This window comes from Holdemania sp. 1001095H_141210_F2 (assembly GCF_015558105.1).
In the GTDB taxonomy this organism is placed as follows: domain Bacteria; phylum Bacillota_I; class Bacilli_A; order Erysipelotrichales; family Erysipelotrichaceae; genus Holdemania.
The window spans coordinates 129,476-141,963 of the sequence record NZ_JADNPO010000005.1 but is presented as its reverse complement, the minus strand read 5'-3'; the positions used below and the strand labels follow the sequence as shown (position 1 = coordinate 141,963).

Genomic DNA, 12,488 nt, shown 5'->3' with positions numbered 1-12,488 from the left:
ATTCTTCTTCGGATAAATCGTGCGTCAGAACGACGAATTCATCACCGCCGATGCGGTAGCAGGAATCCGGAGCGAAGCAGGCCCGCAGGTGATCGGAACAGGTCCGCAGACTTCATCGCCGCGGTCATGCCCGAACTGATCGTTGATTTCTTTTAATCCGTTCAGATCGACAAACAGAACGCCGACCGGCTGCGGAGCTGAAATCTTTTTATCCAGGTCCTGAATATAACGGTTGCGGTTGAACAGGCCGGTCAGGCTGTCCGTGTAGCTGAGCTGCGCCAGCTTGGCTTTATCAATGGCGCGATGACGGGCCAGAAGCAGGAAGTAACGCAGCGTCTGCAAGACGATGATCGAGTTCTGCAGCTTGCCCGAAGCCGGATTGTCGATGCAGATGCAGTCGACGACTTCGCCGCGCACCTCAAGGGAGAGAATGATCAGCTGCTGGACGCCGTAAGCGTGAAGCAGCTTGTATTCTTCTGGGAACGGTGTTTTTAATTGCTCCACATCTTCGACGACATACGATTCATCCTCGCGCAGCCGTTTCAGCCAGCGGTTGTAAAACGGCCGGACTTTCAGGTCGGAAAGCATTTCAATTTCAGAAGCGCCCTCAGCGGACCAGCGCGAGGTAATCGTCAGCCGGACCGGACTGAGGGAGAACAGTGTAATTCGTTCCGCTTCCATGAATTCACCCAGCCGGCGCAGCATTTCCGGAATCGCCGATTCGAGCATTTCATCCTCGTAAAGCTCGCGAACGCAGTCCACGATCAGTTTTTCATTATCAAGCATCGTTTTTAAGCGTTGTTTTTCTTCTTCGCTTTTGGTCGTGTCAAACGCGATTTCCAGCCGTGCCCGCCGGCCGTTCCAGGTGATGAGCCGGTCTTTAAGCAGATAGTGACAATGGGTCAGGGCATTATTGATTTCCCAGCTGTATGTTTCGTTCTCTTTCAGGACGGCGTTGGTGCAGAAGGAGCAGGGCTGATCTAATCCCTGCAAGACCTTGTAACATTTTTTTCCTTCGATCGAATCAATGTTGAAGGCTTTGCGGCCGCTTTCATTGATAAATAACAATTCATAGGTTTCAGGATCGGAAATGTAAATAAGCTCGCTGATTTCATTCATCGGAGCCTGCAGCTCCCGGTTGAGCTGATCCAGTTCCTCCTGTTTGCGGCGAGTTTCCAGTTCCTCCAGTTCCAGACGTTTCTGCCGCTTGTGCTGAAGATGACTGAAATATAACAAGACAAGCGTGATCAGCAGGAAAAAAACATTGACTAAAAGCAGAGAAATCTGGGCGTTGTGAACGCTGGCCTCGGTATAAGCTTCAGCATAGCTGACAGCGTCGTTGGCCAGATCGAAATAGGTTTCGCTCAGAGCATAAAGTTCGCTGGCGGAACCTCCTTTGCGGAAATCATAAATGGCGGTTTTCATCTGCGCCCAGGCGTTGCGCATCTGTTTGATCTGAGCCTGGAACGCTTTGTCATCCAGACGGATTAAAGCGTCGGGACCTTCGCCGGTTTCCAGTTCGTTCAGCAGCCCGTCGATTTTCTCAATCATCGCGTCGTCCGCCTGGTGATTCAGTTCCTGTTTGACCAGCCGCTGCGTTGCGCCGCGCACAATGCCGGTATAGTTAATGACACGGGCGTTGCCTTGAAGATTGCGGATCGTGAACAACGAAAGAATCCCGGTCAGGATTAAAGAGAGGATTAAAGGAATGAGCAAAAAACGGGTGGAATACGAAATCTTATTGTTTTTCATAACAATACCGCTTTCTTCCATCAATCGGGTGCCTGCGCGGCGTTTGCCCGATTCAGTCTTACCGGACACAAAGGATGTTACTTTTATTATACTGCAATTTATAAGGAATAAAAGCTTAATTCCGGTAAACGGATCGTGGAAATCCGTAGAATGAAAATTGATCGGAAAATGATCAATAATTTTAATTAAATTCGATAATTTCAGGGTATAAAGTAAAATACAGGTCAAAAAGGAAACAACCGGAAGACGAAAGGAAGGGTTCAGCGGACGTTGTCAAAAAAACCGAACGTTGACGTTCGGTCGTAAAGGCGATTGCTTTGGAAGCTTTGTCCGCCGGATAAGAATCGTGTTGTTTATATTGTAAGAGGCAGATCCAGGCATATCGGAAAACAAACTGTCCGCAAGGATTGGAACCATCGGTACATCTGCCCCTTCGTCTGCCATTCTCTGCGAATGCAGGGCGATCTTTAGTTTGCCGCTTCGCTGCGGAATCCGGTAATGCCCATCGCACCCTTGCCGCCGTGCACGGTCATCACCGCGCCCAGCTCAAACACCAGCACTTCCTGGAAACCGTCGTTCAGCACGCGCTGACGCAGCCGTTCCAACAAATCCGGGTCGGCGCCTTTGGCATAGATGATCAGCGCCATCGTGCGGTCCAGCGGTTCTTCGCTGAGGAAATCCTCCACCATCTGGGACGCCGCTTTTTTCATCGTACCGTAATACTTCTTCGTGTTGATCAGCTCGCCCTTGAGGATGTCGATGCGCGGCTTAATCCGCAGCAGGGAAGCACCCAGCGCTGCAGCGTTGCTGACGCGGCCGCCGGCCGCCAGGAAATCGAGCTTTTCCGGAATGAACAATGTCTTGATCCGCGGCACCCATTTGCGAACTTCCTCCGCCAGCTCCGCGGCGCTCCATTGCGGATTGCGCGTATGCAGCTCCACTGCTTTGAGCGTCAACAAGCCGAACCCGCCGGAAACGTTCAGGCAGTCGACTAAATGAATGCGCGATTCGTCGCAGTCCTGCAGGCTGATCAGGGCGTTCTGGAAAGAACACGAGCATGCCGAGGAATACCCGATGTGGACGATTTCCACTTCCGGATCTTCCAGCAGTCGATTGAAGAACTCACTGTATTGATACGGACTGACCGCGCATGTTTTCGGGATCTGCCGTGTGGATTCGTAAAAGTCGTAAATTTCCTGAATTGGAAGTTCGCCGTCAAGGACTGTCCGGTCCGGGAAGTTGACGCTGAAAGGCACCATGGGAACATTTAATTTTTCCAGCATGGAAGCCGGGATGTCGGAACAGCTTTCAGTTGTAATGATTGTTTTCATAACCAAGTCCCCCACTTATTTTTAACTCTGATTCTTCTAGTTTATGATGTCAGTACATCTCATTAAGAAAAACCAGACGCTACTACTTTACCGTGAACCTCGTGTCAAGTAAAGTCTTCTTTTGGAAAAAAATAAAAAGATGATTCGCCGGAAAAGAAAAGACCACACATTTTGAAAATTGTGTAGTCTAAGATCGTGATCAAATCATGAAAATTTTTGGAAGCGCCGGATCGAAAGCGGGTTCAATCATCAGCTCAGGGGCATGCCTCAGGCTTCGGCGGATTGAAGATCCAGCTTCGATTTCATCAATTTGCGGTAAGCGTAAACGAAGCAGAGAATATGCACCGCAAACGTCAGAATCCACGAAATCGGATAGGAGATATACAGACTGAACAGCGTATGTTCAACCTGGAAAATCGTAAAAATCCACAGCACGCGGAAGGCGCACGCTCCGGTCAGCGACACAAGCATCGGCATGATCGAATAGCCTAAACCGCGAATGCTTCCGCAGCAGACGTCCATCAAACCGCACAGGAAATAGGAAGCGCTGACGATCGAAAGCCGGACCAGACCGAAATCGACGACGGCCGGATCGGAGGAGTAAATCGAAAGCAGCGGCCGGCCAAGCAGGTATGCCCCCTGGCCCAGCACAAGCCCGATCACCGTGACAATGCCCAGGCAGCACCACAGAATTTTCTTAATCCGCGCGGTATTGCCGGCGCCCAGATTCTGACTGGTGAAGCTTAACGAGGTCTGATAGATCGCGTTCATTGCGGTATAGACGAAGCCCTCGATATTGCTGGCGGCGGTGTTGCCGGCCATGACGATGGAGCCGAAGGAGTTGACCGACGACTGGATCAGCACGTTGGAAATGCTGAATACAATTCCCTGCAAACCGGCCGGAATGCCGATCCGCAGCATTTCCTTCACTTTCGCGCCGTGCAGCTTGATCTTTTCTTTATGCAGCTGACACATGCCGTCCATTTTCAACAGACACATCAGGATTAAAACCGCAGAGATCGCCTGCGAGATTACCGTCGCAATCGCGACCCCGGCGACGCCCATGTTGAAGACAACGACAAAAAACAAATTAAAGATGACGTTGACAACGCCGGCAATCGTCAGGAAGTACAGCGGCCGTTTGGTATCGCCGATTGCACGCAGAATCGCCGCGCCGAAGTTATAGATCATAAATGCCGGCATGCCGAGAAAATAGATCCGCATATACAGCACGGAGTGCGTGATGACGTCGGCTGGCGTACCCATTAATTCCAATAACGGCCGAGCGAACAAAACGCCGACAAAGATCATCAGAATGCCGCCGATGATGGAAATGGCGATTGAGGTATGCACGGTGTCCTCGCAGTTTTGCCAGTCCCGTGCTCCGCAATAGCGGGCGACCATGACGTTGGTGCCGATGGATATCCCGATGAATAAATTGACTAACAGATTGATCAAAGCGCTGGTGGAGCCGACGGCGGCCAGAGCGTGGCTGCCGGTGAATTTTCCGACGACAACGATATCCGCGGCATTAAATAACAGCTGCAGGACGCCGGACAAAATCAAAGGAAAGGCGTAGATGAGGATGCGGCTCAACAGCGGACCGTTGACCATATCCACGGCGTAAGATTTTTTCACAGTAAAAAGTTCCCCCTTAAGTCATTTAAGTATTATACGCTCCCGGGTAGGAATTTCAAGCTGGAAACGATCAAATTTATTTCCTGGGAAATTCCGACAAACAGGATGAGACAGGGAGATCGTCAATGTACAGGAGATCCTGCAAAGAAGTTCGGAAAGAAATAAATTTTCGAATTCTTCGCTGATCTTCAGCAATAAAAAGGCGGGTGCAAAACGCTGCGCAGTCAGTTTCTTTTGTCCTGATTGTCAGATGAGAAAACCGGTATTCAAATTATGAAAAATCCGCTGCTTCCGCTGCTGATCTAAAATTGAATTTTGTGTTTCGCATAAGTTATTAATTAGGGATTAGCTCTATTCATATTATCATAAGGCACTCTAATTCCTGTGTAATGGAGATAGTCCTTAAATGATTGATCTTGATAATTAATTTTATATGATTTAGAATTGTAGAAACGTTGATGGCGCTTCAATGAATAAAAATTTTCAGAATAGGAGATATTAAATTTGTTGATATCAAAGTTTTGTTTTGCATTTTCTAATCTAATTACATAGATGGTACTGCCGTCATAATTAAAATTTGTATCGTTATAACTAAAATTTTTATAAGTAATAGGCAGTCTATAATCAAATATTGCAGTGATTCCTTCGTCATATACTCGAATTTCAATATGCTTTGCTACATCTACAGGTGATGAAGTAAGATAATAAATTAGAAAACTAAATAAAACAAAAAGAAAAAATAATTTTGTTTTTTGGTGATATTTTTTCGCCTGGCCATAGAAATTCTTCCAACTCCCTTTTTGTAATTGTATTATCTTGATATTATGTTGTAAAGTTTCTTCAGCAGAGCAATAGGTGATAAAAGTCAAAAGTACTTAAATAAGGATAGGGAGAAATCAGGAAAATCAGGCGGACTCTTGCATCTTTAATGATATTTGAAACTGGAAATGAGTTTTAGAAAAGGTCTTGAATATAGGACATTGATAGAATGGAACTTCAAGTTTAAGGTGAGCAAAATTTTTATTGTTCCTCTTTAACAAATAAGTCAAAAAATAATTCTTTTTAAATAAACTGGTTATTGATTCTTTAGTTAAAAAATAAAATAGAAACAAATGGATTTATGAATGGCAACTTGATTATTATCTTTAGTTGATGCGGAAAAAGCCTCTTTGCAAATCAAAAGGCTGTAACTTTCAGAATTTTTCTTGACGTTACAGCCCTTTTTTCATATCTGGTGCGCGTGAAGGGACTCGAACCCCCATGGATGAACCGCCAGATCCTAAGTCTGGTGCGTCTACCAATTTCGCCACACGCGCATACCCGGATATTATACCAAGACTTCTGATTTTTGACAAGAATCTGGATAGCTCAAATCGTATTGAAAAAATGAGAAAAGCGGCGAAGGACAGGCCCGGATAACCTTAATCCCGGCGGCGTATGCTGAAATTTAATTCTGGGATCCAGCGCATTTTGAACAGGACTCCAAGTTTTTTGCTAGTTCGGAAGTGAAACAAATCGCCTGGTCTTCCAGCTTTCGCAGAATGGTTTGCAGGTCTGCTTTTAAAGGCTGGCACTGTTTGCCGAAAAAACGCAGCTCGCTCTGTTTATCCATTGCTGACAGCCGCGTAAAATCCAGGCGGCGCAGACGCAGAGGCTGAGACAGTAATGATTTCTGATTGAACTCGTGCAGTTGATTCCGGTAGCGCGCGTCATGATCGAGAAAACCCGGCAGAAGCGGCAGCACTGGCGACAGATTAATCGTTTTATTCGTGATGGCAGCCTGATCGCGGACATTGATCTGTTCCACAAAACATTCGTTCAAAGCATTGTCCAGTTCAGTTAACGCTGTGAGATAAAGCTCAGTTCTGACAGCGAAATTGAGAATTTCCACCAATCTCTTAGAAGTCGTGGAATGATGTTTATCGTTCAATAGTTGACATTGGTCGGCAAGGCAGCGCAGCGAAGCGGTGGAAAAGTGCAATAGCTTTTCTTCTTTAAGTGTTAACTGATTTTGTACGATATCCCGTTTCTGGATCAAAGCTTGTTTCTTTTTCGCCGTAAACCAGCTGGAAGCATGATCTGCCTCATATTCAGCGGCCAACAGTTCGGTCCGTAAAGTTTCAACTTCTTTTTGTAACGCCTCGGATTCTTTCCGCAGGATTAATTCTTTCCTTATTAATTGTACATCCGGAATCATCGAAACTCACTCCTTCCCTTTCCTTCATTATAAGCGATAAGGAGGAAGTCGGAAGTAGAAAAAGAAAAAAGATTCAAATTCTTAACAAAACTGAAAATACTTACATGAAAACAAATTGTAAAAATGAAAAAAGAGGTTGTAATCAGACCGGGCCGGCGCTATAATAAAACCACTATAACCTTTTACCAGACGGTTTTAGAAAGAAACGGGAGATGAAATGATGAATACGATGAAGAAAGTATTCATGGGCGCCGTTGCCTTGATGATGGCGGCTTCCATGAGCGGATGCGGAAATTCCGGATCCGGAAACAGCGGTACAACAACACCGGAAGCGGGTAGTACAGATACAGCGGGGGCTGTGAAGATTGGTCTGCACTATGAACTGACCGGCGAAGTGGCGGATTATGGCAAAGCGGAGCTCAACGGCTCATTGTTGGCGATTAAGCAGGCCAACGCGGCAGCCGGGAGTGAAAAATATGGCTATGTCAAATATGATGATAAATCGGATCCAACAGAAGCGGTAACCTTAGCGGCGCAGCTGGTTAACGACGGCGTGGCGGGTGTTGTTGGTCCGGCAACCTCAGGTGCCAGCGCGGCTTCCTACCAGATCTTAAACGATGCGAAGATTCCGGTGCTTTCCCCCTCTGCGACGCAGAATAACGTCACGTTGACCAACCCGGACGATGCGTCCAGCGCGCCGTACGATTATGTTTACCGTGTCTGCTTTGAAGATTCCTATCAGGGCGCGGCGATGGCGCAGTATGCTTATGATACGCTGGGCAAGACCAAAGCCGTCATTTACGGTGATTCCACAACCGATTATGCCAAGGGATTGACGGAAGCCTTTGAAAAGCAGTTTACCAAGCTGGGCGGAACGATCGTCGGCAAGGAAAACTATGTCAGCAAGGATACGGATTTCTCCTCCGTCCTGACCAAGATCAAGGGAATGGACTTCGACGTCCTGTATATCCCGGGCTATTACAACGAAGCGGGCCTGATCATCAAGCAGGCGCGGGAAATGGGGCTGAACCAGACGGTGGTCGGCTCTGACGGTTTCGATTCCACGACGCTGGTGGAACTGGGCGGCGCAACGAACCTGAACGATGTTTATTTCACGACCGCTTACACGACGGTTGGCGCTTCGGACAAGCTGCAGGCATTTATCGACGCGTACAAAGCGGAATATAATGAAGAGCCGAATATGTTCGCAGCGTTGGCCTATGATGCGACGAACGTTCTGATTCAGGCCATGGAAGAAGCCGGATCCACGGACGGCGCGGCGGTGCAGGCGGCGCTGGCAAAGATCAGCTTTGACGGCGTTACGGGTTCGTTTACCTTTGATCCGACGCACACGCCGATCAAACCGGTGCTGGTCGTCAATCTGGTCGACGGCGTTCAGACGGACGCGGTCGCGGTCACGCCAAAGTTGGATTAACGGGCAAAGCAAACAACGGATAGAAATAGGGGAAGCAGTTCTCCTATTTTTTCCCATTGAGAAAAGGAGGAGAGGACTATGACCCAGTTTTTGCAGCAGCTGATCAACGGGCTGTCGCTGGGCAGCATCTACGCCCTGATCGCGTTGGGGTATACGATGGTGTACGGCATCATTAAATTGATCAACTTTGCCCATGGGGATATTTATATGCTGGGGGCGTATATCGGATTTATCTGCACGGCGCAGTTAGGCATGAGCTTTTTTCCGGCGCTGGTGGCCGCGATGGCGGTCTGCGCTTTAATCGGCGTCGTCATCGAACGGATCGCGTATAAGCCGCTGCGCAACGCGACGCGGATTACAGCGCTGATCACGGCGATCGGCGTCAGCTATTTTCTCGAGGCGAGCACGCAGAAGGTCATGGGCACCGGCGTTAAAACCTTCCCGCAGGTGCTGGCCAATCAGAAGATCATGATCGGCGATGTGATGATCACAACCCAGCAGATCGCGATCTTCGCGACGACGATCGGTTTGATGCTTCTGCTTCAATTCATCGTGCGCAAGACGAAGGTCGGCCGGGCGATGCGGGCGGTGTCGGTGGACGCGGACGCGGCGCGGCTGATGGGCGTCAACGTCGACATGACGATTTCCTATACGTTTGCGATCGGTTCGGCATTAGCCGGGGCGGCCGGCGTGCTGGTTGGTCTGTATTATAATTCCATCAATCCGCTGATGGGTATGCTTCCGGGCGTCAAGGCGTTTATCGCCGCGGTTTTCGGCGGGATCGGCATTATTCCCGGGGCGATGTTCGGCGGCTTCTTCATCGGCATTGTCGAGACGCTGGTCAGCGGCTACGGCAGTTCTTTATATAAGGATGCCGTCGTTTACATCATCCTGATCATCATTCTGGTCGTCAAACCGGCCGGACTGCTCGGTAAAAATATAAAGGAAAAGGTGTAAGCGCATGAAGAACCTGTTGAATAAAAAGAATGCCTGCTGGCTCGTTTTGATTGCGGGCAGCTACGGCTTAATCTCATTGTTAATCAGCGCCGGGGTGATCAACAACGTTTACCTGACCGTACTGATGACGATCGGCATCAATATCATTCTGGCGATCAGCCTGAACCTGATCATCGGCGTGACTGGTCAGTTCTCGCTTGGTCATGCCGGGTTTATGATCATCGGCGCGTATTGTGCCGGGGTTGCGGTCAAGCAGTTCTCCGCCAGTCTGGGCGGGATTCTGCTCGGCATGGGAATCGGCATTGTGATCAGCGGCGCGGTGGCGTTAGTCGTTGCGATTCCGACGCTGCGCCTGCGCGGGGATTATCTGGCGATTGCCACACTGGGCTTTGGCGAAATCATCCGCATCCTTATCTTGAATATGAAGATTACCAACGGCGCGGCAGGGTTGATCCTGCCGAAACTGATCGGCTGGCAGGTGATCTTTGCGGCAGTGGTGATCTGCACGATCATCATCCTGAACTTCTGCCGGTCTGCCCAGGGCCGCGCGTGCATCTCCGTGCGCGAGGATGAAATTGCGGCGGAAGCGATGGGCATCAATACGACGAAGTATAAAATCATGGCGTTTGTCTTGGGCGCGATGATCGCCAGTGTGGCCGGTGCGCTGTATGCCGGGGCGTTCTACGTCATCAAACCGGAGATGTTCACCTTTAACAAGTCGATTGATATTCTTGTGCTCGTCGTCTTCGGCGGCATGGGCAGCTTTACCGGCTCGTTTATCGCGGCCGGTGTGATCGGCGTACTCAATACGGTCCTGCAGCAGTTCTCCGATATCCGGATGATCCTGTATGGCTTAATGCTGGTCGGCATCATGATCTTCCGTCCAAGCGGTCTGTTAGGCACGAAGGAATTCACGTTCTCCAGTCTGTTTGAGCGGTTTGGGAAACGAAAGGAGGCACGCGGATGACGGTCTTAAAAGTCAGCGGCCTGACGAAAAACTTCGGCGGTCTGGCCGCGGTGTCCAACGTTAATCTGGAAATTGAGGAACGCGAGCTGATCGGACTGATCGGACCTAACGGCGCGGGCAAAACGACGCTGTTCAACCTGCTGACCGGGGTCTATGATCCCAGCGAGGGCAAAATCGAACTGAATGTTGAGGGGACGATGAAAAGCATCGGCGGCTTAAAGCCGTATGTGATCACCGGCCTGGGGCTGGCGCGGACGTTTCAGAATATCCGGCTGTTTAAAAACATGACCGTGCTGGACAACGTCAAGCTGGCGATGAACAAGTCGGTGAAGTATTCCACCTTGGCGGCAATTCTGCGTTTGCCTTCCTATTACCGCGAGGAACAGCGCGTGCTGGAGGAAGCGGTGAAACTGCTGGAAGTTGTCGGCTTGGCGGAAAAACAGACGACGCTGGCGAAGAATCTGCCGTATGGGCAGCAGCGCAAGCTGGAGATTGCCCGGGCACTGGCGGCGAAGCCGAAGATTCTGTTCCTCGACGAACCCGCCGCCGGGATGAATCCGCAGGAAACCACCGAGCTGACGGAGCTGATCCATCAGATCAAGGAACAATTCAATTTAACGGTCGTGCTGATCGAACATGATATGTCGCTGGTCATGAAGATCTGCGAACGGATCTACGTGCTGGACTACGGCAAGTGCATCGCCGATGGGACACCGGATGCGATCAAAAACAACCGCCGCGTCATCGAGGCGTATCTGGGGGAGGATTAAGATGCTGAAAATTACGGATTTAAGCGTTCATTACGGCGTAATTCAAGCTTTGAAGGGTGTTTCCCTGGAAGTGAAGGAAAAGGAAATCGTGGCTTTAATCGGCGCGAACGGCGCGGGCAAAACGACGCTGCTGCACGCGATCAGCGGATTGTTGAAAAAAAGCGGCGGCGAGATTGAATTTCTCGGCCAGTCCATAACAAAGAAGAATGCCCGCGATATCGTCAAGGCAGGCATAACGCAGGTGCCGGAAGGGCGGAGGATTTTCCCCGATATGAGCGTTGCGGAAAACCTCTGGATGGGCGCGTATCTGCGCAAGGATAAAGCCGGAATCCAAAGTGATCTGGAAAGTGTATGCCAGCGCTTCCCGCGGCTGGCAGAGCGCATGAAGCAGCTGGCCGGCACGCTGTCGGGCGGCGAGCAGCAGATGCTGGCGATGGGCCGGGCGCTGATGGCCCGACCGAAGCTTTTGCTTCTGGATGAGCCGAGCATGGGCCTCTCCCCGCTGCTGGTCAAGGAAATTTTCTCAATCATTCAGGATATCAACGCCCAGGGAACGACCGTCCTGCTCGTCGAACAAAACGCCAGGATGGCGCTGGGCATTGCCAACCGGGCGTATGTACTGGAAACCGGCAGCGTCGTGCTGAGCGGCACCGGCGCGGAATTAGCCGCCAGCGAAGACATTAAGAAAGCCTATTTAGGAGGATAACATTATGTTGGTGAAAGATCGTATGACAGCCAATCCCTACTGCATCAGTAAGGATACCTCGATCAGCGCGGCGCTGGATCTGATGGCGGAGCGGGATTTTCACCGCATTCCGGTCGCCGCCGGCCAGGAGTTAGTCGGTCTGGTCACCGAGGGTACCATCGCGGAGAACACCCCGAGCAAGGCGACCAGCCTGTCGGTCTATGAGCTGAATTATCTTCTGGCAAAAAGTACCGTTGAGTCCGTCATGATCAAAGACGTCGTGACGATTCATCCCGACGCGCTGCTGGAAGAAGCCGCGGTGTTGATGCGGCAGCACGACATCGGCTGTCTGGTTGTGACCGAAGGCCGCAAAGTCGTCGGCATCATCACACAGAACGATATTTTCGAGGCGTTTATCGACCTGTTGGGGTATTATGAGGAAGGCAGCCGCTATGTGATCGCGGTCGAAGACAAGCCGGGCGTGCTGGCCGATCTGACCGGATTGTTTTTTGATGAAATGGCGCAGATCACCAACCTGGCCGTCTATCGCAAAGACGCGCAGACTGACGTCGTCATCCGTGCCCGCGGCGTAGCGCCGGAGGTGATGAAAAAGCTGTTGAACGACCATGGCTATCAGGTAACCTCAGTGCTGACCCGCTGCGATAAGTAAGAGTTCTGGACAGTCCGCAACCGGCTGTCCTTTTTTGCGCGGCGAACAAAATTTCAGAAAAAAAAGAATCAGGAAAGTAAGATCAG

General features: G+C 50.1%; 10 protein-coding genes and 1 tRNA gene. 6 read left to right on the top strand and 5 right to left on the bottom strand.

All coding sequences use genetic code 11. The features are described from left to right. Positions 1–24: 24 nt before the first annotated feature. The 5 genes from I2G61_RS05135 to I2G61_RS05115 form a co-directional block, all read right to left on the bottom strand. Positions 25–1,752, bottom strand: coding sequence for a diguanylate cyclase domain-containing protein (locus tag I2G61_RS05135; protein ID WP_159432756.1), 1,728 nt, complete (start codon positions 1,750–1,752; stop codon positions 25–27). Between the two features lie 467 nt (positions 1,753–2,219). After that, on the bottom strand, positions 2,220–3,083 hold the full coding sequence (locus tag I2G61_RS05130) for a DegV family protein (RefSeq protein WP_072683855.1): 864 nt from the start codon (positions 3,081–3,083) through the stop codon (positions 2,220–2,222). Between the two features lie 267 nt (positions 3,084–3,350). After that, positions 3,351–4,721, bottom strand: coding sequence for an MATE family efflux transporter (locus I2G61_RS05125; RefSeq protein WP_072683854.1), 1,371 nt, complete (start codon positions 4,719–4,721; stop codon positions 3,351–3,353). 1,232 nt (positions 4,722–5,953) lie between these two features. Next, positions 5,954–6,037, bottom strand: a tRNA-Leu gene (locus tag I2G61_RS05120). Positions 6,038–6,168: 131 nt separating this feature from the next. Then, entirely contained in the window at positions 6,169–6,918 is a 750-nt protein-coding gene (locus I2G61_RS05115) for a hypothetical protein (protein ID WP_072683853.1), read from the bottom strand. A gap of 220 nt (positions 6,919–7,138) precedes the next feature. Between I2G61_RS05115 and I2G61_RS05110 the strand changes: the two genes are divergently transcribed. The 6 genes from I2G61_RS05110 to I2G61_RS05085 all read left to right on the top strand — a co-directional run bounded on the left by I2G61_RS05110 (position 7,139) and on the right by I2G61_RS05085 (position 12,402). Then, positions 7,139–8,353, top strand: a complete 1,215-nt coding sequence (locus I2G61_RS05110; protein WP_229100680.1) for an ABC transporter substrate-binding protein — start codon at positions 7,139–7,141, stop codon at positions 8,351–8,353. Between the two features lie 78 nt (positions 8,354–8,431). Further along, positions 8,432–9,310: a branched-chain amino acid ABC transporter permease gene (locus I2G61_RS05105; protein ID WP_072683851.1), complete on the top strand. Its 879-nt coding sequence runs from the start codon at positions 8,432–8,434 to the stop codon at positions 9,308–9,310. 4 nt (positions 9,311–9,314) lie between these two features. Continuing rightward, a complete protein-coding gene (locus I2G61_RS05100) occupies positions 9,315–10,277 on the top strand; it encodes a branched-chain amino acid ABC transporter permease (protein ID WP_072683850.1) in 963 nt (320 codons plus the stop codon). After that, positions 10,274–11,047, top strand: coding sequence for an ABC transporter ATP-binding protein (locus I2G61_RS05095; RefSeq protein WP_072683849.1), 774 nt, complete (start codon positions 10,274–10,276; stop codon positions 11,045–11,047). The genes I2G61_RS05100 and I2G61_RS05095 overlap by 4 nt, the downstream gene beginning before the upstream one ends. A 1-nt stretch (position 11,048) precedes the next feature. Next, on the top strand, positions 11,049–11,753 hold the full coding sequence (locus I2G61_RS05090) for an ABC transporter ATP-binding protein (protein WP_072683848.1): 705 nt from the start codon (positions 11,049–11,051) through the stop codon (positions 11,751–11,753). A 4-nt stretch (positions 11,754–11,757) separates the two neighbouring features. Further along, positions 11,758–12,402: a CBS and ACT domain-containing protein gene (locus I2G61_RS05085; RefSeq protein ID WP_072683847.1), complete on the top strand. Its 645-nt coding sequence runs from the start codon at positions 11,758–11,760 to the stop codon at positions 12,400–12,402. Positions 12,403–12,488 lie beyond the last annotated feature (86 nt).

Bases quoted from the DNA above. Each gene is read 5' to 3' on its own strand.
- I2G61_RS05100 (WP_072683850.1), top strand. From the start codon at position 9,315: ATGAAGAACCTGTTGAATAAAAAGAATGCCTGCTGGCTCGTTTTGATT.
- I2G61_RS05115 (WP_072683853.1), bottom strand. From the start codon at position 6,918: ATGATTCCGGATGTACAATTAATAAGGAAAGAATTAATCCTGCGGAAA.
- I2G61_RS05105 (WP_072683851.1), top strand. From the start codon at position 8,432: ATGACCCAGTTTTTGCAGCAGCTGATCAACGGGCTGTCGCTGGGCAGC.
- I2G61_RS05110 (WP_229100680.1), top strand. From the start codon at position 7,139: ATGAATACGATGAAGAAAGTATTCATGGGCGCCGTTGCCTTGATGATG.
- I2G61_RS05130 (WP_072683855.1), bottom strand. From the start codon at position 3,083: ATGAAAACAATCATTACAACTGAAAGCTGTTCCGACATCCCGGCTTCC.
- I2G61_RS05085 (WP_072683847.1), top strand. From the start codon at position 11,758: ATGTTGGTGAAAGATCGTATGACAGCCAATCCCTACTGCATCAGTAAG.
- I2G61_RS05090 (WP_072683848.1), top strand. From the start codon at position 11,049: ATGCTGAAAATTACGGATTTAAGCGTTCATTACGGCGTAATTCAAGCT.
- I2G61_RS05095 (WP_072683849.1), top strand. From the start codon at position 10,274: ATGACGGTCTTAAAAGTCAGCGGCCTGACGAAAAACTTCGGCGGTCTG.
- I2G61_RS05135 (WP_159432756.1), bottom strand. From the start codon at position 1,752: ATGAAAAACAATAAGATTTCGTATTCCACCCGTTTTTTGCTCATTCCT.